This is a genomic window from Pseudomonas inefficax, from assembly GCF_032164165.1.
GTDB lineage: Bacteria > Pseudomonadota > Gammaproteobacteria > Pseudomonadales > Pseudomonadaceae > Aquipseudomonas > Aquipseudomonas inefficax.
Genome location: NZ_CP134401.1, coordinates 1,774,229 through 1,794,250 on the forward strand (window position 1 = coordinate 1,774,229; position 20,022 = coordinate 1,794,250).

The 20,022-nt window shown below is 62.0% G+C and carries 18 protein-coding genes; 6 read left to right on the plus strand and 12 right to left on the minus strand.

Annotated features, from left to right (window positions below):
- Nucleotides 1-106: 106 nt before the first annotated feature.
- Nucleotides 107-733 (minus strand): 23S rRNA (uridine(2552)-2'-O)-methyltransferase RlmE, encoded by a 627-nt coding sequence (rlmE, locus tag RIN61_RS07945; protein ID WP_112250008.1) that lies wholly within the window; start codon nt 731-733, stop codon nt 107-109.
- Between the two features lie 102 nt (nt 734-835).
- On the opposite strand from rlmE, the gene yhbY reads away from it, so the two are divergent.
- A complete protein-coding gene (gene yhbY, locus RIN61_RS07950; RefSeq protein WP_003249945.1) occupies nt 836-1,144 on the plus strand; it encodes a ribosome assembly RNA-binding protein YhbY in 309 nt (102 codons plus the stop codon).
- 141 nt (nt 1,145-1,285) lie between these two features.
- Here yhbY and RIN61_RS07955 read toward each other — a convergent pair whose 3' ends face one another.
- From RIN61_RS07955 to grpE, 8 genes are all read right to left on the minus strand, one after another.
- Nucleotides 1,286-1,726 carry an MFS transporter gene (locus RIN61_RS07955; protein ID WP_112250006.1) on the minus strand — a complete coding sequence of 147 codons (441 nt, stop codon included), beginning with the start codon at nt 1,724-1,726 and terminating at the stop codon, nt 1,286-1,288.
- Nucleotides 1,704-2,186 carry a transcription elongation factor GreA gene (gene greA, locus RIN61_RS07960; protein ID WP_085625697.1) on the minus strand — a complete coding sequence of 161 codons (483 nt, stop codon included), beginning with the start codon at nt 2,184-2,186 and terminating at the stop codon, nt 1,704-1,706. Before greA ends, RIN61_RS07955 begins: the two co-directional genes overlap by 23 nt.
- On the minus strand, nt 2,183-5,404 hold the full coding sequence (gene carB / locus RIN61_RS07965; protein ID WP_112250004.1) for a carbamoyl-phosphate synthase large subunit: 3,222 nt from the start codon (nt 5,402-5,404) through the stop codon (nt 2,183-2,185). Before carB ends, greA begins: the two co-directional genes overlap by 4 nt.
- A gap of 105 nt (nt 5,405-5,509) precedes the next feature.
- Complete coding sequence (carA, locus tag RIN61_RS07970; protein ID WP_133975560.1) at nt 5,510-6,646, minus strand: glutamine-hydrolyzing carbamoyl-phosphate synthase small subunit; 1,137 nt, start codon at nt 6,644-6,646, stop codon at nt 5,510-5,512.
- A 326-nt stretch (nt 6,647-6,972) separates the two neighbouring features.
- Nucleotides 6,973-7,779, minus strand: coding sequence for a 4-hydroxy-tetrahydrodipicolinate reductase (gene dapB, locus RIN61_RS07975; RefSeq protein ID WP_112250001.1), 807 nt, complete (start codon nt 7,777-7,779; stop codon nt 6,973-6,975).
- A 13-nt stretch (nt 7,780-7,792) separates the two neighbouring features.
- The gene (gene dnaJ / locus RIN61_RS07980; RefSeq protein ID WP_112250000.1) at nt 7,793-8,917 is read right to left on the minus strand and encodes a molecular chaperone DnaJ; all 1,125 of its coding nucleotides are present in this window, start codon (nt 8,915-8,917) and stop codon (nt 7,793-7,795) included.
- A 196-nt stretch (nt 8,918-9,113) separates the two neighbouring features.
- On the minus strand, nt 9,114-11,039 hold the full coding sequence (dnaK, locus tag RIN61_RS07985) for a molecular chaperone DnaK (protein ID WP_085625700.1): 1,926 nt from the start codon (nt 11,037-11,039) through the stop codon (nt 9,114-9,116).
- A 101-nt stretch (nt 11,040-11,140) separates the two neighbouring features.
- Nucleotides 11,141-11,698, minus strand: coding sequence for a nucleotide exchange factor GrpE (gene grpE, locus RIN61_RS07990; protein WP_114170420.1), 558 nt, complete (start codon nt 11,696-11,698; stop codon nt 11,141-11,143).
- Between the two features lie 189 nt (nt 11,699-11,887).
- Between grpE and recN the strand changes: the two genes are divergently transcribed.
- Entirely contained in the window at nt 11,888-13,561 is a 1,674-nt protein-coding gene (gene recN / locus RIN61_RS07995) for a DNA repair protein RecN (protein ID WP_112249995.1), read from the plus strand.
- A 171-nt stretch (nt 13,562-13,732) separates the two neighbouring features.
- Here the strand turns inward: recN and fur are convergent, their stop codons facing one another.
- Nucleotides 13,733-14,137: a ferric iron uptake transcriptional regulator gene (gene fur / locus RIN61_RS08000; RefSeq protein WP_015271870.1), complete on the minus strand. Its 405-nt coding sequence runs from the start codon at nt 14,135-14,137 to the stop codon at nt 13,733-13,735.
- 97 nt (nt 14,138-14,234) lie between these two features.
- Between fur and RIN61_RS08005 the strand changes: the two genes are divergently transcribed.
- On the plus strand, nt 14,235-14,768 hold the full coding sequence (locus RIN61_RS08005) for an outer membrane protein assembly factor BamE (protein ID WP_313856583.1): 534 nt from the start codon (nt 14,235-14,237) through the stop codon (nt 14,766-14,768).
- 61 nt (nt 14,769-14,829) lie between these two features.
- Here the strand turns inward: RIN61_RS08005 and RIN61_RS08010 are convergent, their stop codons facing one another.
- Nucleotides 14,830-15,264 (minus strand): type II toxin-antitoxin system RatA family toxin, encoded by a 435-nt coding sequence (locus RIN61_RS08010; protein WP_112249991.1) that lies wholly within the window; start codon nt 15,262-15,264, stop codon nt 14,830-14,832.
- Nucleotides 15,265-15,427: 163 nt separating this feature from the next.
- On the opposite strand from RIN61_RS08010, the gene smpB reads away from it, so the two are divergent.
- Nucleotides 15,428-15,910: an SsrA-binding protein SmpB gene (smpB, locus tag RIN61_RS08015; protein ID WP_112249989.1), complete on the plus strand. Its 483-nt coding sequence runs from the start codon at nt 15,428-15,430 to the stop codon at nt 15,908-15,910.
- A 135-nt stretch (nt 15,911-16,045) separates the two neighbouring features.
- On the opposite strand, the gene RIN61_RS08020 is transcribed toward smpB, so the two are convergent.
- On the minus strand, nt 16,046-16,813 hold the full coding sequence (locus RIN61_RS08020; RefSeq protein WP_013974301.1) for an FCD domain-containing protein: 768 nt from the start codon (nt 16,811-16,813) through the stop codon (nt 16,046-16,048).
- Nucleotides 16,814-17,067: 254 nt separating this feature from the next.
- Between RIN61_RS08020 and RIN61_RS08025 the strand changes: the two genes are divergently transcribed.
- On the plus strand, nt 17,068-18,738 hold the full coding sequence (locus RIN61_RS08025) for a lactate permease LctP family transporter (RefSeq protein WP_015271872.1): 1,671 nt from the start codon (nt 17,068-17,070) through the stop codon (nt 18,736-18,738).
- Nucleotides 18,739-18,801: 63 nt separating this feature from the next.
- Nucleotides 18,802-19,947, plus strand: coding sequence for an FMN-dependent L-lactate dehydrogenase LldD (lldD, locus tag RIN61_RS08030; protein ID WP_112249988.1), 1,146 nt, complete (start codon nt 18,802-18,804; stop codon nt 19,945-19,947).
- The last annotated feature ends 75 nt before the right edge of the window (nt 19,948-20,022 follow it).

A 20,022-nucleotide genomic window follows, 5' to 3' on the forward strand; every position in this document is an offset into this window, starting at 1 on the left:
AGGCACCGTCTGTAACCCTTTGTGAAAGCTAGACTACACGAAGTTCGGACGATCCTGACGCAGCGGCCGATTGGAAATAACTATCGGCCACCCCGCTTGCCGCCTTTCACGCCCCCTTGAAGCCCCGGCCCAGCAGGTACTGCTCGCGGGAACGGTCACGCGACGACGATGGCTTGCGCATCTGTACCTTTTCGAACTTGCTGCGCACGTCCTTGAGGTACACATCGAAACCTTCGCCCTGGAAAATCTTGATCAGGAAGTCGCCGCCGGGCTTTAGCACGCGGGTTGCCAGATCGAGCGCCAGCTCGCAGAGGAACATGGCCCGCGGCATGTCCACCGCAGGCGTACCACTCATATTGGGGGCCATGTCGGAAATCACAAGGTCTACGTGCGAATCGCCGACGGCCTCGAGAATGCGCTGCAGCACTTCATCATGGGTGAAATCGCCCTGGATGAAGGTCACATCGGGGATCGAGTCCATCTCCAGGATGTCCGACGCGATCAGGCGGCCCTGGCCACCAATCAGACGACTGGTCACCTGCGACCAGCCCCCAGGAGCCGCGCCGAGGTCGATCACGCTCATGCCTGGGCGGATCAGCCGGTCCTTTTCCTGGATCTCCAGCAATTTGTAGCTCGCACGCGAGCGGTAGCCATCCTTTTGCGCCTGTTTCACAAAAGGATCGTTGAAATGCTCTCGCAGCCAGTTTGCGCTGCTTTTGGAACGTTGTACCACGGGGCACCTCGATGATATGCGTCGTGATTGACTGGGCGGAGCCGGTGGCCCTCGGGTAAAATGCCGGTCAATTTTACAGAATCAGACGGAAAGGGTCAGATTATGCCGCTCAATAACGAGCAGAAGAAGCAATACAAGTCCATTGGTCATGACCTGAAGCCGGTCCTGATCGTTGCTGGCAACGGTTTGAATGAGGGCGTCATCGCCGAACTGGAGCGTGCTCTGGTCGACCATGAGCTGATCAAGGTCGAAATCCGCTCGGAAGACCGCGAAGAGCGCGCCGAGACCATTGCCGAACTGTGCAAGGCCGGCCGTGCCGAGCTGGTGCAGACCATCGGCAAGAAAGCCCTGATCTACCGCAAGAACCCACAGCCGAACAAGCAGCTGTCCAACATCCACCGTTACAAGTAACGGCAAAGGGGCTGCTGCGCAGCCCATCGCCGGCAAGCCAGCTCTCACAGGTACGGCGCATGGCCTGAATCTGATGCGGTCGGTGTGGGAGCCGGCTTGCCGGCGATGGGCCGCAAAGCGGCCCCAGTAATCTCGAGCCGTTTAGCGGCGCAACCTGACCGGTACTGGCTGGGCCACCAGCACGATGCCGGAAAAGCCCAGTACCAGGAAGCAGAACATCTGCCAGCGCTCGCCCACGGAAATACCGTAGCGCAAGGTGTAATACCCCACGCAGGCGCCAAGGCCGAGCAATAGCATCTGCCCCCGGAACTGCCGCCACCAGGCCGGCAGGCCGTCCACTTTGGCCAGCACGACCAACTGGATAAGCAAGCCAAGCATCGCCACACCAATCAACCAGCGGTCGATCTGCCCGGCGATGTCCTGCACCAGCAGCGGTGCCAGGCCACTGACCTTGAGCGCGGGCACCAGCCCCACGTGGAACACCCACAGGCCACCGACCCAGAAAACCTGGGCCAGCTGCCAGAGGATCCCCTCGAGGGATGGCGCCCGCAGGCGCCGGTCAGATGTGCTTGACTTCGACAATCTCGTACTCGACCGTACCGTTCGGCGTCTTCACGACAACGGTATCCCCTTCTTCCTTGCCAATGATGGCACGGGCGATCGGGGCGCTGCTCGACAGCTTGCCTTTCTTCACGTCGGCTTCATCTTCGCCAACGATCTGGTAGGTCACTTCATCATCGGTTTCGGTGTTCGCCAGTACCACGGTGGTACCGAAAATCACCTTGCCGGTGTGAGCGATGGTGGTCACGTCGATCACCACCGAGTTCTGCAGGCGACCTTCGATATCGCGGATACGCGCCTCGACCATGCCCTGCTCTTCACGAGCAGCGTGGTATTCGGCATTTTCCTTCAGGTCACCCAGCTCGCGCGCTTCGCCAATAGCCTGGCTCAGGCGCGGACGCTCGGTCTTGCTCAGGAACAGCAACTCCTCTTCCAGGGCGCGAGCGCCCTGGACGGTCATCGGGTACTTGGTAATGCTCATGCTTTCAATCCTGCATGCAGATCCTGCAGACGACGAACGGTCTTTTCCGGACCGAATTTCAGCGCCTCGCAGATGGCTTCACCGGCCGCAATGGTGGTGGTGCAGTAAATCTTGTGCTGCAGCGCATTGCGACGAATCGAGTAGGAATCGGCGATCGACTGGCGGCCTTCGGTGGTGTTGATGATCAGCGACACTTCGTCGTTCTTGATCATGTCGACCACGTGCGGGCGACCTTCGGTCACCTTGTTCACACGGCGCACTTTCAGGCCAGCCGCTTCGATAACCTTGGCAGTGCCGGCAGTTGCAACCACTTCGAAGCCCAGGGCGATCAGGTCGCGGGCAACGCCAGCCACTTGCGGCTTGTCGTCGTCACGCACGCTGATGAACGCGGTACCGCCGGTCGGCAGCACTTCGCTGGCTCCCATCTGGGCCTTGGCGAAGGCTTCACCGAAGCTGTCACCGACACCCATGACTTCACCGGTCGATTTCATCTCAGGGCCGAGGATCGGGTCAACCCCCGGGAACTTGGCGAACGGGAAGACGGCTTCCTTGACGCTGTAGAAGTTCGGGATGATTTCCTGAGTGAAGCCCAGCTCTTTCAGGGTTTTGCCAGCCATGACGCGGGCCGCGATCATCGCCAGGGAAGTGCCGATGCACTTGGACACGAATGGCACGGTACGCGAAGCGCGCGGGTTGACTTCGATCACGTAGATCTTGTCGCCCTGCAATGCCAGCTGCACGTTCATCAGGCCGACCACGCCCAGCTCCAGGGCCATTTTCTTGACCTGTACGCGGACTTCGTCCTGCACTTCCTTGCTCAGCGAGTAAGGTGGCAGCGAGCACGCCGAATCACCGGAGTGAACGCCGGCCTGCTCGATGTGCTGCATGATCGCGCCGATTACCACGTCGGTGCCGTCGCACACCGCATCCACGTCCATCTCGATGGCGCAGTTGAGGAAGTGGTCGAGCAGGACCGGGCTGTCGTTGGACACCTGTACGGCTTCGCGCAGGTAGCGCTTGAGCTCGTCCAGCTCGTAGACGATTTCCATGGCACGACCGCCCAGTACGTAGGACGGACGCACGACCAGCGGGTAGCCGATGCCGCCAGCAGCGCTGATGGCTTCTTCTTCGCTGCGCACGGTGGCGTTTGGCGGCTGCAGCAGGTTCAGGCGCTGCACCATCTGCTGGAAGCGCTCGCGGTCTTCGGCGCGGTCAATGGCGTCCGGGCTGGTACCGATGATCGGTACGCCGGCTTCTTCCAGGGCACGGGCCAGTTTCAGCGGGGTCTGGCCGCCGTAGTGGACGATCACGCCTTTCGGCTTCTCGACGCGGCATACTTCCAGCACGTCTTCCAGGGTCAGCGGCTCGAAGTACAGGCGGTCGGAGGTGTCGTAGTCGGTGGAGACGGTTTCCGGGTTGCAGTTGACCATGATGGTCTCGTAACCATCTTCACGCAGCGCCAGTGCAGCGTGTACGCAGCAGTAGTCGAACTCGATACCCTGGCCGATACGGTTAGGGCCGCCACCCAGGATCATGATCTTGTCGCGGGTCGACGGGTTGGCCTCGCACTCTTCCTCATAGGTGGAGTACAGGTAGGCGGTGTCGGTGGCGAATTCGGCAGCGCAGGTATCGACGCGCTTGTACACCGGGAACACTTCCAGCTTGTGGCGGTGACGGCGCAGGTTCTTGTCGGTAATACCCAGCAGCTTGGCCAGGCGCTGGTCAGAGAAGCCCTTGCGCTTGAGGCGCAGCATGTAGTCCTTGTCGATCGACGACAGGGCCAGGGTCTTGACCTTCTCTTCTTCCTTGATCAGGTCTTCCATCTGCACCAGGAACCACATGTCGATGCCGGTCAGATTGAAGATTTCTTCGCAGGTCATGCCCGAACGCATGGCGTCGGCGACGTACCAGATACGCTCGGCACCTGGCACGGTAAGCTCGCGCTTGAGGATGCTGGAAGCTTCCGGGCTGGCCAGGTCGACTTTCGGGTCGAGACCGCAGGCGCCGACTTCCAGGCCGCGCAGGGCTTTCTGCAGGGACTCCTGGAAGGTACGACCGATGGCCATGACTTCACCCACGGATTTCATCTGGGTGGTCAGGCGGGCGTCGGCTTTCGGGAATTTCTCAAAGGCGAAGCGTGGCAGTTTGGTGACGACGTAGTCGATCGACGGCTCGAAGGATGCCGGGGTACGACCGCCGGTGATGTCGTTCTGCAGTTCGTCGAGGGTGTAACCGATGGCCAGCTTGGCGGCGATCTTGGCGATCGGGAAGCCGGTAGCCTTGGAAGCCAGCGCCGAGGAACGCGAAACGCGCGGGTTCATCTCGATCACGACCATGCGGCCTGTGTTCGGGCAGATACCGAACTGCACGTTGGAACCGCCGGTTTCCACACCGATTTCACGCAGCACCGCCAGCGAGGCGTTGCGCATGATCTGGTATTCCTTGTCGGTCAGGGTCTGCGCCGGGGCAACAGTGATCGAGTCACCGGTGTGCACGCCCATCGGGTCGAAGTTCTCGATCGAGCAGACGATGATGCAGTTGTCCTTTTTGTCGCGGACCACTTCCATCTCGTATTCTTTCCAACCGATCAGCGATTCGTCGATCAGCAGTTCCTTGGTCGGCGACAGGTCCAGGCCACGGGTGCAGATTTCTTCGAATTCTTCACGGTTGTAGGCGATACCACCGCCAGTGCCGCCCATGGTGAACGACGGGCGGATGATGCACGGGAAGCCGAGCTTCTCGAGGACCGCATAGGCCTCTTCCATGCTATGGGCGATACCGGAGCGCGGGCACTCCAGGCCGATGTCCTTCATGGCCTTGTCGAAGCGCGAACGGTCTTCAGCCTTGTCGATGGTGTCGGCGTTGGCACCGATCATCTCTACGCCGAACTTTTCCAGAACGCCGTGGCGCTCGAGGTCCAGGGCGCAGTTCAGTGCGGTCTGGCCACCCATGGTCGGCAGGACGGCGTCCGGGCGCTCTTTCTCGATGATCTTGGCCACCGACTGCCACTTGATCGGCTCGATGTAGGTGGCGTCGGCCATGGCCGGGTCGGTCATGATGGTGGCCGGGTTGGAGTTCACCAGGATGACGCGGAAACCTTCCTCGCGCAGGGCTTTACAGGCCTGGGCGCCGGAGTAGTCGAATTCGCAGGCCTGGCCGATCACGATCGGGCCAGCGCCGAGAATCAGGATGCTTTTGATATCTGTACGTTTTGGCATGGTTGTCACTCAAATCCGGGGTCAGTCGGCAAGCCGCTTTGAACAATCTGGGTCAGGCGCTTCCGGGCGCGGCGCAAGCCGGCCCGGGGCCTTGAAGCAGGATGCTCAGCGGCGCTTGGCCATGGCATCGGTGAAACGATCGAACAGTGGCGCGACATCGGTCGGGCCTGGGCTCGCTTCAGGGTGGCCCTGGAAGCTGAACGCGCTCTTGTCGGTACGCTCGATACCCTGCAGGGTGCCGTCGAACAGCGACTTGTGGATGGCGCGGACGTTGCCCGGCAGGGTGGCCTCGTCAACGGCAAAGCCGTGGTTCTGGCTGGTGATCATGACCACGCCGGTGTCCAGGTCCTGGACCGGGTGGTTGGCACCGTGGTGGCCGTGGCCCATTTTCACGGTCTTGGCGCCGGAAGCCAGGGCCAGCAGCTGGTGGCCGAGGCAGATGCCGAATACCGGGATCTCGGTCTCGAGGATTTCCTTGATCGCCTGGATGGCGTAGTCGCACGGCTCGGGGTCACCTGGGCCGTTGGACAGGAACACGCCGTCCGGGTTGAGTGCCAGTACTTCGCTGGCCGGGGTCTGGGCCGGTACCACGGTCACGCGGCAGCCACGAGCAACCAGCATGCGCAGGATGTTCAGCTTGACGCCGTAGTCGAATGCGACCACGTGGTAAGGCAGGTCTGCGGCCTCGATGGTCGGGTGGCTGTCGGTCTTCAGCTCCCACACACTGGAGCGCCACTCGTAGCGTTCCTTGGTGGAAACGACCTTGGCCAGGTCCATGCCCTTCAGGCCCGGGAAGGCGCGAGCAGCGGCGATGGCGGCTTCTTCGCTGATGTTGTCACCGGCGAGGATGCAACCGTTCTGAGCGCCCTTTTCACGCAGGATTCGGGTCAGGCGACGGGTGTCGATGCCGGCGATGGCGACGACGTTGTTGGCCTTGAGGTACTCAGGCAGCGACTGGGTGTTACGCCAGTTGCTGGCCAGCAGCGGCAGGTCACGGATGACCAGGCCAGCGGACCAGACGCGGTTCGACTCGGCATCTTCCGGAGTAGTACCGGTGTTGCCGATGTGCGGGTAGGTCAGGGTAACGATTTGCTGCGCGTAGGAAGGGTCTGTAAGGATTTCCTGGTAGCCGGTCATAGCGGTGTTGAATACCACCTCACCAACGGTCTGACCGTCGGCACCGATAGCTTCACCGCGGAAAATACTGCCGTCGGCAAGGGCGAGTATGGCTGGCTTTGTCAAGAAGACCTCCCGTAAATCAAGCATGAAAGGGCGATCGCAGGTTGCAAAAAAGCGGAGTGACGTATGGACACGTCACCCCGCTTTCATGTGCTGAATTCAATTCGCTGCGCGCTTTTAGTGGACACACTAAAGCTGTAGCTTACAGAAAAGTGCGTTTTCGGTCTACCGCAGATGTGTCTCTAAAACACATGAATGCGACAGGCTGACATTCGCGGCGCCTGCTTCGCGGGTAAACCCGCTCCCACAGGGACCGCGCAAAGGCTGAGCCCTGCATAATTCCTGTGGAGCGGGTTCACCCGCGAAGAAGCCAGCACCGCTCCAACGGCTCAGCGCAGTTCGAGCACATCCTGCATGTCGTACAAACCAGGCTCGCGCCCGTCCAGCCACAGCGCCGCACGCACGGCGCCCTTGGCGAAGGTCATGCGGCTGGAAGCCTTGTGGGTAATCTCGACGCGCTCGCCTTCGGCGGCGAACAGCACGGTATGGTCACCCACCACATCACCGGCACGCACGGTGGCGAAGCCGATGGTCTGGCGCTCACGCGCACCGGTCTGTCCTTCACGGCCGTACACGGCCACTTCCTGCAGGTTACGGCCCAGCGCCTGGGCAACCACTTCACCCATGCGCAGTGCGGTGCCCGACGGCGCATCGACCTTGTGCCGGTGGTGCGCTTCGAGGATTTCGATATCCACATCGTCACCCAGCACGCGCGCCGCGGTATCCAGCAGCTTCAGGCACAGGTTGACGCCGACGCTGAAGTTGGCAGCGAAGACGATCGGGATTTCCTTGCCGGCTTCGGCCAGTTGCTGCTTCTCTTCCGGGGTGAAGCCGGTTGTGCCGATGACCATGGCCTTGCCCGCCTTGCGGCAGAATGCCAGGTTCTTCAGGGTCACCGAAGGGTGGGTGAAGTCGATCAGCACGTCGAACTCGTCGACCACCTTGGCCAGGTCGTCGGAAATCGGCACACCGATACGGCCCAGGGCTGCCAGCTCACCGGCATCAGCCCCCACCAACGTGCTGTCCGGGCGGTCGATCGCTGCCGTCAGGCCTGCCTGGGGTGCCTGTTGCTGCACGGCTTCGACGAGGGTCTTGCCCATACGCCCTGCCGCGCCCATCACTGCAATACGTCGCATAGCCATTTCCTTGTCAGAGATCGCCGAAGAAGCGCTTCACGCCATCGAACCAGCCACTGGCCTTGGGCGAGTGGGAGCTATCGCCTTCCAGCGAATCACGCAGCTCTTCGAGCAACTCGCGCTGACGGCGGCTGAGATTGACCGGCGTTTCCACCGCCACACGGCACAGCAGGTCACCCGCACCACCACCGCGCACCGGGGCAACACCCTTGCCGCGCAGGCGGAACTGCTTGCCGGTCTGGGTGCCTTCCGGGATCTTCAGCTTCACCCGACCATCGAGGGTCGGCACTTCCAGCTCGCCACCCAGGGCGGCGTCGGTGTAGCTGATCGGTACTTCGCAGTACAGGTGCTTGCCATCACGCTGGAAGATCTCGTGCTCGCGCACGTTGATCACCACATACAGGTCGCCAGTCGGGCCACCATGGGTACCCGCCTCGCCCTCGCCCGACAGGCGAATGCGGTCACCGGTATCGACACCCGCCGGCACCTTGACCGACAGTGTCTTGTACTCCTCGACACGGCCTTCGCCGTGGCACGAGGTGCAGGGGTCGGTAATGATCTTGCCCTGGCCATGGCAGCGCGGGCAGGTTTGCTGTACCGAGAAGAAGCCCTGCTGCATGCGCACCTGGCCGATACCACCGCAAGTCGGGCAGGTGGACGGGGTCGAGCCCTTCTTGGCACCGGAGCCGTCGCACGGCTGGCAGTTGACCAGCGTTGGCACGCGAATGCTGACGGTGGTGCCGCGCACTGCCTCTTCCAGGTTCAGCTCGAGGGTGTAGCGCAGGTCGCTGCCGCGCTGGGCACCGCCACGGCCGCCACCGCGACCGCCACCGAAGAAGTCGCTGAACACATCGCCGAAGATGTCGGAGAAGTTGGCACCGCCGAAACCGGCACCACCGCCACCCATGCTCGGGTCCACACCGGCATGACCGTACTGGTCGAACGCAGCACGCTTGCTGGCATCGGACAGCACTTCGTAGGCCTCGTTGGCCTCCTTGAACTTGTCTTCCGACTCTTTGTCGCCCGGGTTGCGGTCCGGGTGGTACTTCATCGCCAGGCGACGGTAAGCCTTCTTGAGGTCAGCTTCGCTGGCGCCGCGCTCGACACCCAGAACCTCATAATAATCACGCTTGGACATAGGTCATTTGCACCTTGTTGGGCGTCTGGCATCTGCGCCGCGCCATCAGCACCTGCCTTTTGCCCACAGGGCCACTGACAGATGCTGTAAAAATTCTCGAATTCCAGATACGCCAACGCGGGAGCAAGCCCCCGCGCGGTGACATCCTACCAGCTCACCGCCAAACGACGGTGAACTGGCCGACAACATGCAGGGATTACTGCTTGTTGTTGTCTTTCACTTCTTCGAACTCGGCGTCAACCACGTCATCGTGCTTGGCTTCCGGCTCGGCCTGCTGCGCGCCACCCTGAGGCTGTTCGGCCGACTGCTCGGCGTACATCTTCTGGGCAACCGGTGCCGAGACCTTGGACAGCTCTTCGACCTTGGCGTCGATGGCAGCCTTGTCGTCGCCTTTGACAGCGGCTTCCAGGGCAACAACGGCAGCCTCGATGGCCGTTTTCTCTTCAGCGGTAACCTTGTCACCAGCGTCAGCGACCATCTTGCGGGTCGAGTGAACCAGCGCGTCACCCTGGTTACGGGCAGCGGCCAGTTCTTCGAACTTGCGGTCTTCCTCGGCGTTGGCCTCGGCGTCACGCACCATACGCTCGATCTCTTCGTCCGACAGGCCGGAGTTGGCCTTGATCACGATCGACTGCGACTTGCCGGTGGCCTTGTCCTTGGCGCTGACATGCAGGATGCCGTTGGCGTCGATGTCGAAGGTTACTTCGATCTGCGGCACGCCACGTGGAGCCGGCGGAATGTCAGCCAGGTCGAACTTGCCCAGCGACTTGTTCTGGGCAGCCTGCTTGCGCTCACCCTGCAGCACGTGAATGGTCACGGCACCCTGGTTGTCGTCGGCAGTCGAGAACACCTGCGACTTCTTGGTCGGGATGGTGGTGTTCTTCTCGATCAGCGAAGTCATCACGCCACCCATGGTTTCGATACCCAGGGTCAGCGGGCTGACGTCCAGCAGCAGTACGTCCTTCACGTCACCGGCCAGTACGGCGCCCTGGATGGCAGCACCCATGGCCACGGCTTCGTCCGGGTTGACGTCCTTGCGCGCTTCTTTGCCGAAGAAATCGGCAACGGCTTTCTGTACCAGCGGCATACGGGTCTGGCCACCGACCAGGATCACGTCGTCGATCTTGCTGGCATCGATGCCGGCGTCCTTCAGAGCGATGCGGCAAGGCTCGATGGTACGGGCAACCAGGTCTTCGACCAGCGACTCCAGCTTGGCGCGGGAAATCTTCACGTTCAGGTGCTTCGGACCGGTAGCGTCTGCAGTGATGTACGGCAGGTTCACGTCGGTCGACTGAGCGGAGGACAGTTCGATCTTGGCCTTTTCAGCGGCCTCTTTCAGACGCTGCAGTGCCAGCGGATCGTTCTTCAGGTCCATGCCGGACTCTTTCTTGAACTCGTCGACGAGGTAGTCGATCAGGCGCATGTCGAAGTCTTCGCCACCCAGGAAGGTGTCGCCGTTGGTAGCCAGTACTTCGAACTGGTGCTCACCGTCGACTTCGGCGATTTCGATGACCGAAACGTCGAAGGTACCGCCACCCAGGTCATAAACGATGACAGTGTGGTCGCCCTTGGCCTTGTCCATGCCGTACGCCAGTGCAGCGGCAGTCGGCTCGTTGATGATGCGTTTTACGTCCAGGCCAGCGATGCGACCGGCATCCTTGGTGGCCTGACGCTGGCTGTCGTTGAAGTAGGCCGGAACGGTGATGACCGCTTCGGTAACTGGCTCGCCGAGGTAATCTTCGGCGGTTTTCTTCATTTTCTTCAGCACTTCGGCGCTGATCTGCGGCGGCGCCATGTCCTTGCCGCTGGCCTGTACCCAGGCGTCGCCGTTCCCGGCCTTGACGATCTTGTATGGCACCAGCTTGATGTCTTTCTGCACGACGTCTTCTTCGAAGCGGCGGCCGATCAGGCGCTTCACTGCGAACAGGGTGTTGTGCGGGTTGGTGACAGCCTGGCGCTTGGCTGACTGACCGACCAGGATTTCGCCGTCGTTGGCGTAGGCCACGATCGAAGGGGTAGTACGCGCGCCTTCGGCGTTTTCGATGACCTTGACGTTACCGTTTTCCAGAACGGAGACGCACGAGTTGGTGGTCCCCAGGTCGATACCGATGATTTTGCCCATGTTAACTCTCCCGAAACTTGAATTTGGTAGCAGCGACTACTTTGGCCAACTGCGGTAATACTTGAACGCTTGACACCTAGATGGGGATGCCCCGGAGGATTTCAAGCCTTCTCATTGATCGAGGGTTGTGGCGCGCTCGGCGCCTTGCTGACCACCACCATGGCGGGGCGCAGCAGGCGGCCATTGAGCAGGTAGCCCTTCTGGAACACGTTCAGCACGCTGTTCGGCTCTACGTCGGCATTTTCCTGCATGGCCATGGCCTGATGGTGCTCAGGGTTGAACGGTTGGCCATGCGGGTCGACCGCTTCGAGGTTGTAGCGCTTGAGGGTGTCCTGGAACATCTTCAGGGTCAGCTCGACACCTTCGCGGATCTGCTTGACGTGCTCGTCTTCGGCACTCGAATGGGCCAGAGCCAGTTCCAGGCTGTCGATCACCGGCAGCAGGTCGCTGGAGAACTTCTCCAGGGCGAACTTGTGGGCTTTCTCGACATCCTGTTCGGCGCGACGGCGCACGTTCTGCAAGTCGGCAACGGCGCGCAGCGACTGGTCCTTGGCGGCGGCCAGCTGTTCCTCGAGTTCCAGAACACGGGCGTCAGCAGTGGTTTCTGCACCGGTTTCTTCAACGTTAAGGTCTTTTTCGTTCAGCTGCTCGTCAGCCATGGGGTCTCTCCTGCGCAATTTTCTGGACTGCGAGCCAGGCTCGCCTTGGATGTCGGCTATATGGGGCCGGAAAAACCAGCTTCAAGGGGCAAGGTATTTTCCGCACCGAACAGAATCTGCCGAGGGGCATTGGCAGGCCTGAAAAAAGTACTGTATAAATAACCAGACCTGACTTTCGGGAGCGGCCCCATGCTGGTGCACCTGTCCATTCACAACTACGCCATCGTCGAGCACCTCGACCTCGAGATCGCCCGTGGCATGTCCGTCATCACCGGCGAGACCGGCGCCGGCAAATCGATCATGCTCGATGCCCTCGGCCTGGCCCTGGGTGACCGGGCCGACAGCGGCGTGGTGCGCCCTGGTACGGACAAGGCAGACATCCTCGCCACCTTCGACCTGGTGGACATCCCCGAAGCGCATACCTGGCTGGCCGAACGCGACCTGGACAACGACGGCCCGTGCATCCTGCGCCGAGTGATCACCGCCGAAGGCCGCAGCCGTGGCTACATCAATGGCACGCCCTGCCCGCTTGGCGACCTCAAGGCGCTCGGCGAGCTGCTGATCGACATTCACAGCCAGCACGAGCACCAGTCGCTGCTCAAGACCGACACCCACCGCCGCCTGCTTGACGAGTATGCCGGCGCCGTCGACCTGGCTCGCCAGGTGCAGCTGGCCGCCAAGCGCTGGAACCAGACCCGCCTGGAACTGGAGCGCCTGTCCAATTCCGGTGACGAGCAACGCGCTCGCCATCAGCTGCTGAGCTATCAGCTGGAGGAGCTGGACAACCTCGGCCTGGGCGAACACGAGCTGGAGCAGCTGGAGCAGGAACACAAGAACCTGACCAGCGCCGAAGCGCTGTTCGCCATCTGCCGCCAGGTCATCGACCAGTGCAGCGAAAGCGATTCGGGCAACGTACTCAGCGCCCTCACCTCCAGCCTCAACCGCCTGGGCGCCGCCACCAACTCGCCAAAGGCATTGGGCGAAGCGGCCAACCTGATCGCCAGTGCGCAGATCCAGGTCGAGGAAGCCGTGGGCGAGCTCAACCGTTTCCTCGACAACTTCGACGCCGACCCCATGCGCCTACAGGCGCTGGAAGAACGCCTCGACACTATCTATACGCTGGCGCGCAAGCACCGTGTGCACCCGGCCGAACTGCCCCACCTGCAGCAGCAGTTGATGGAAGAGCTGGAAAGCCTGAACGCCAGTGACGAGTCGATCGAGCAGCTGGGTGAAGAGCTGGCTGCCTTCGCCCAGCATTACCAGGAGAAGGCCCGCGAGCTCAGCGCCCTGCGCCAGCAGGCCGCGCAGCAGCTGGCGGTGGCCGTCGAACAGGAAATCCAGCGCCTGGGCATGCCCGGCGGGCGCTTCTGCATCGCGCTCACCCCCAACGAAAGCGCAGACCTGTCACCCCATGGCCTGGAGCAGATCGAGCTACTGGTCAGCGCCAACCCCGGCCAACCGCTCAAAGGCCTGGCCAAGGTCGCTTCAGGTGGTGAGCTGTCGCGCATCAGCCTGGCGATCCAGGTGATTACCGCGCAGACCTCGCGCATTCCCACCCTGGTGTTCGACGAAGTCGACGTCGGCATCGGCGGGCCTACCGCCGAAATCGTCGGCCAACTGCTACGCCGCCTGGGCGAGCGCGGCCAGGTGCTGACCGTAACCCACCTGCCGCAAGTGGCGGCACAGGGGCATCACCACCTGTTCGTGCACAAGGTGCGCAATAGCGACACTACCCACACCGCCGTGGCCAGCCTGGGCAAACGCGAGCGGGTCGAAGAGGTGGCGCGGATGCTCGGCGGCATCGACCTGACCAAGGAATCCCTGGCGCATGCGCGAAAGATGGTGGTGAGCGGCAAGGCCTGAGCCTTAATTTTTCAGGCTATTCGCGGGCAAACCCGCTCCCACAGGATATTCGCAATACCTGTGGGAGCGGGTTTACCCGCGAAGAGGCCGAAACAAACGACACACCTCCCAGCCCCAGAAAGCACAAAGGCGACCCGAAGGTCGCCTTTGCCATCCATAACGATTAAATCGTTACTTCTTTTTACGCACGTACAGGACCAGATTGTGGTCCACCAGCTCGTAGCCATGCTCGGCCACGATTTCGCGCTGGCGCTTCTCGATTTCGGCATCCATGAACTCGATGACTTCACTGGTCTCCACGTTGACCATATGGTCGTGGTGACCGCCATCGGCCAGTTCGAACACCGCATGACCGCCGTCGAAGTTGTGGCGAACCACCAGACCCGCCGCTTCGAACTGGGTCAGTACGCGATAGACGGTGGCCAGGCCCACGTCCTCGCCAGCCTCCATCAGCGCCTTGTAGACATCCTCGGCGCTCATGTGACGCTGCTCGGTGGAGTCGAGCATCTGAAGGATCTTGACTCGAGGCAGGGTCACCTTGAGACCGGCTTTGCGCAATTCGCTATTTTCAACCATGGTCAGCTTTCTCGCCGATGCTGCTTCGCAGCTTCTCTTAATACGGGTATGATCGGGGTTTACGTTGTCCAGCCAAGATAGTGGAAGTCGCCCACCGATGCAAAACACCAAGCTCTTGCTAAACAGCCTCGCCCTCGCGGGACTGCTCGCACTCGCCGGTTGCTCGTTTCCCGGGGTTTACAAAATCGACATCCAGCAGGGCAATGTCGTTACGCAAGACATGATAGACCAATTGCGCCCCGGAATGACCCGCCGGCAAGTAAGGTTTATCATGGGCAACCCGCTGATCCAGGACACCTTCAACACCAACCGTTGGGATTACCTGTACAGCCTGCAGCCAGGCGGCGGTAAACGCCAGCAAGAACGCATGAGCGTGTTCTTCAACGAAAGCGATCAGTTGGTCAGCCTGTCTGGCGACTTCATGCCAGGCGTCAGCCGCGACCAGGAAATCCTCGGTGGCAGCAGCGACACCACGGTCAGCCCGGCCAACCAGCCAGAGCAGCCAACCGCTCAGCCTGAAGAAAAACCGGCCAAGCCAGGCTCGGTGGAAGAATCCATCCAGCGCGAGATCGACACCATCGAGACCACCCCGGTCCCGACTCCGGCTCCGCTGGAAACCTCGCCTCAATAAGCGGCGAGCAGATACAAAAAAGCCCGGACCTGGTCCGGGCTTTTTGTTGCCGCTTTTTCAGTCAGGTATTCAGCTGCTTGGCGCGCTGGCAGAACGCATCCACCAGCGTGTTCGCCGCCTGGTTGAACAGCGGGCCCAGGGTGGCGCGCACCAGCGGGCCGGCGTAGTCGAACGACAGGTCCAGGCTGATCTTGCAGGCCTTGTCACCCAACGGTTTGAACACCCATAAACCATGCAACTGGGTGAACGGCCCCTCTTCCAGGTTCATCTCGATGGACTGCCCCGGCACCAGCACGTTGCGCGTGACGAAGTGCTGGCTCATGCCACCCTTGGCCACTTCGAGCTTGGCACGCATGTGCGTGTCGCTGGCTTCCAGCACCGTGGAATCGGAGCACCAAGGGAGAAATTCCGGGTAGCTGGCGACATCATTGACCAGGTCATACAGCGCCTGGGCGGGGTATGGCAGCAGGGCGGAGCGTTGAATATGGGTAGTCATCCAGGCGTCACTTCCAGGGCTGGGTGGCGTCGCTTCGCAGCGCGCCGAAAACATTTTCTGTAGCTATGACAGCGTCGGTATTGTCCGGTATTCATTGCAGTGGCTCAAGCACACCGAAATCCCATAGCGGACGACGCGCCGACTTGCCTATAATGCCGCCCCTATGGCTAAGCAAAAAAAACATCCGACCGGGACCATCGCGCAGAACAAGAAAGCGCGACACGATTACTTCATCGAACACAAGTTCGAGGCCGGGCTGGTCCTGTCCGGCTGGGAAGTAAAAAGCCTGCGGGCCGGCAAGGCTCACCTGACTGACAGCTACGTGCTGCTGAAGGACGGTGAGGCCTGGCTGTTCGGCAGCCACATCACCCCGCTGACCACGGCCAGCACCCATGTCATCGCCGACCCCATCCGCACCCGCAAGCTGCTGCTGAACAAGCGCGAGCTCGAGCGCCTGGAAGCGGCCGTGGCGCAAAAGGGTTACACCTGCGTGGCCCTGTCGCTGTACTGGAGCAAGCACCTGATCAAGTGCGAAATTGCACTGGGCAAGGGCAAGAAGGAATTCGACAAACGCGACACCGTGCGCGAGCGTGATTCCAACCGCGAGCTGCAACGGGCTGTGCGGAACAAGGGCAAGGAAGAGTAATAGCTCTTCTTTGGCCTGTTCCGGCCTCTTCGCGGGTAAACCCGCTCCCACAGGATTCACACTGAGTTCAGATTCGGTGCAATCTCTGTGGGAGCGGGTTTACCCGCGAAGAGGCCAGCACTGCCAGTAAAAATCTCAGCGCCCGCTACGCCGCTCCGCCCGCGCCACTCGCTGCGCTTCTTCGTGCGCCTCTTCCAGCACCTCCTGCACATACAGAATGTGCCGGCTGGAAACTTCCCGAGCATCCTCCGCCCGGCCCTCGACTATCGCCAGGTACAGCTCCCGGTGCTGGCTGATCAGCATGTCCCGGGTCTCGGTCCGTTGCTGGTACATGCCACCGATGTTGGTTACCACGTTGCGCTTGAGCAGGTCGAACAAGCCCCGAATAGTGTGCAGCAGCACGGCATTATGGCTGGCCTCGGCAATCGCCAGGTGAAAGCGCGCATCGGCCGCGCCCTCTTCCGCCCGGGTCACTTCGTCGGCCCTGGCATAGCAGTCCTGCAGCGCATCGAAGGCCGCCTTGAGCCGCGCGCGGTCCGGCTGGGTGGCGCGCTGGGCCGCGTAGTAGGCGCAGGACGCTTCCAGCGTATGGCGAAACTCGAGCAGGTCACGCTGCGCCTCGGCACTGTGCTCGAGCAGCTGCAGCAACGGGTCGCTGAAAGTGGACCCCAGAGACTCGGCAACAAAATTGCCCCCACCCTGGCGGCTGACCAGCAGCCCCTTGGCCACCAGCTTCTGGATCGCCTCACGCAGTGACGGGCGGGACACGCCGAACTGCTCGGCAAGGACGCGCTCGGCCGGCAACCGCTGCCCCGAGGTCAGCGTGCCTTCCAGAATCATCCCTTCCAACCGATCGACGATGTCGTCGGACAGGCGCCGTTGGCGGACCTGATCAAAAACCATCACATGCTCTCCACAAACCCCCGGCAATTTCAGGGGTGGCCATTCTCGCCGATCCAGGTCACGCAAACACCCACCAGGCGACGATTTTCCCAGCTCATCAGGCGCCCGCTCATCGGCACGCGACCAAAGTTTTGCACGGGACAAATTGACACACCCACGAAGACGCTTTTAACCTAGCGCCCAGTCATTGTAAATTGGTCTTACCAATTATCCAATGCCAGTGCCTGACCAACAACAATTAGGGGCCACCCCATATGCAAACCTGGCAACAAATCTATAGCCCGCTTGGTAGTCTTGGCCTGTCCGCACTGGCGGCGGTCATTCCCATCGTCTTCTTCTTCCTTGCCCTCGCCGTGTTCCGCCTCAAAGGCCACGTGGCCGGCAGCATCACCCTCGCATTGTCGATCCTGGTGGCAATCTTCGCCTTCCAGATGCCTGTCGACATGGCCTTCGCCGCCGCGGGTTATGGCTTCCTGTACGGCCTCTGGCCGATTGCCTGGATCATCGTTGCCGCGGTGTTCCTGTACAAACTCACGGTCAAGAGCGGCCAGTTCGAAGTGATCCGCAGCTCGGTACTGTCGATTACCGACGACCAGCGCCTGCAAGTGCTGCTGATCGGCTTCTGCTTCGGTGCCTTCCTGGAAGGTGCGGCGGGCTTCGGCGCACCGGTGGCAATCACTGCCGCGCTGCTGGTGGGCCTGGGCTTCAACCCGCTGTACGCCGCCGGCCTGTGCCTTATCGCCAACACCGCGCCGGTGGCCTTCGGCGCCTTGGGCATTCCGATCATCGTGGCCGGCCAGGTCACCGGCATCGACGCCTTCCACATCGGCGCCATGACCGGTCGCCAGCTGCCGCTGCTGTCGCTGTTCGTGCCGTTCTGGCTGGTGTTCATGATGGACGGCCTGCGTGGCGTGAAAGAAACCTGGCCTGCCGCCCTGGTCGCCGGCCTGAGCTTCGCGGTTACCCAGTACTTCACCTCGAACTTCATCGGCCCGGAACTGCCGGACATCACCTCGGCCCTGGCCAGCCTGATCGCCCTGACCCTGTTCCTGAAAGTCTGGCAGCCCAAGCGCTCGTTCGCCGAAGCCAAAGGCAGCGTCGGCGCCGCCGTGGTACAACCAAGCGGCAGCCAGCCAAGCCCCTACAGCTTTGGCGAAATCTTCAAAGCCTGGTCGCCGTTCCTGATCCTCACCGTGCTGGTCACCATCTGGACCCTGAAGCCGTTCAAGGCGGCCTTCGCCCCAGGCGGCGCGATGTACAACTTCGTGTTCAACTTCGCCATCCCGCACCTCGACCAACTGGTGATCAAGACCGCGCCGATCGTCGCCGCGCCAACCGCCATGCCAGCGGTGTTCAAGCTCGACCCGATCTCTGCCACCGGCACCGCGATCTTCCTCTCGGCGCTGATCTCCATGGCCGTGCTGAAGATCAACTTCAAAACTGGTCTGACCACTTTCAAGGAAACCTTCTGGGAACTGCGCTGGCCAATCCTGTCGATCGGCATGGTGCTGGCCTTTGCCTTCGTCACCAACTACTCGGGCATGTCCTCGACCATGGCCCTGGTGCTGGCCGGTACCGGTGCCGCGTTCCCGTTCTTCTCGCCGTTCCTCGGCTGGCTGGGTGTGTTCCTCACCGGTTCCGACACCTCGTCCAACGCCCTGTTCAGCTCGCTGCAGGCCACTACCGCGCACCAGATCGGGGTCAACGACACCCTGCTGGTAGCGGCCAACACCAGCGGCGGCGTGACCGGCAAGATGATCTCGCCGCAGTCGATCGCCGTGGCCTGCGCCGCCACCGGCCTTGTCGGCAAGGAATCCGACCTGTTCCGCTTCACCGTCAAGCACAGCCTGTTCTTCGCCACCATCGTCGGCCTGATCACCCTGATCCAGGCCTACTGGCTGACCGGCATGCTGGTTCATCACTAAAGTGAAAGGGGCCGGGCGCCATGGCGCGCCCGGCAATCCCCACAAGCAACGCTGCGAGAATCCATGATCATTTCTGCCTCTACCGACTATCGCGCCGCGGCCCAACGCAAGCTGCCTCCCTTCCTGTTCCACTATGCCGACGGCGGCGCCTACGCCGAGCACACCCTGCGCCACAACGTCTCGGACCTGGCCAGCATTGCCCTGCGTCAGCGCGTGCTGAAGAACATGTCCGAGCTCAGCCTTCAGACCAAGCTGTTCGACGAAACCCTGAGCATGCCGGTGGCCCTGGCCCCGGTCGGCCTCACCGGCATGTACGCCCGCCGTGGCGAAGTGCAGGCAGCGCGCGCGGCGGCTGCCCACGGCATTCCGTTCACCATGTCGACGGTGTCGGTGTGCCCGATCGAAGAAGTCGCCCCGGCCATCGACCGGCCGATGTGGTTCCAGCTGTACGTGCTCAAGGACCGCGGCTTCATGCGCAACGCCCTGGAGCGGGCCAAGGCCGCCGGGGTCAAGACCCTGGTGTTCACCGTCGACATGCCGACACCCGGCGCCCGCTACCGCGACGCCCACTCCGGCATGAGTGGCAAGAACGGCCCGCTGCGTCGCGTGCTGCAAGCCATGACCCACCCCGAGTGGGCGTGGGATGTCGGCGTTATGGGGCGCCCACACGACCTGGGCAACATTTCCACCTACCGTGGCAACCCCACCGGCCTTGCCGACTACATCGGCTGGCTGGCCAACAACTTCGACCCGTCCATTTCCTGGAAAGACCTGGAATGGATTCGCGACTTCTGGGACGGCCCGATGATCATCAAGGGTATCCTTGATGCCGATGACGCCCGCGATGCGGTCCGCTTCGGCGCCGACGGCATCGTCGTGTCCAACCACGGCGGCCGCCAGCTCGACGGCGTGCTGTCCAGCGCCCGCGCCCTGCCGGCGATTGCCGACGCGGTCAAAGGCGAGCTGAAGATCCTTGCCGACTCCGGCATCCGCAGCGGCCTCGATGTGGTGCGCATGATCGCCCTGGGCGCCGATACCGTACTGATCGGCCGCGCCTTCCTCTACGCCCTTGCCGTGCACGGCCAGGCCGGGGTGAAGAACCTGCTGGAGCTGTTCGAGAAGGAAATGCGCGTAGCGATGGTGCTGACCGGCGCCAAGTCGATCAGCGAAATCACCCGCGACTCGCTGGTACGCGAACTGGGCGCCTGAGCGCCCGCAAGAACGACCGCCTGATTGACCCGGGGCATGTGGCGCACAGACGCCACAGCCCCGCGAGGAGACTGC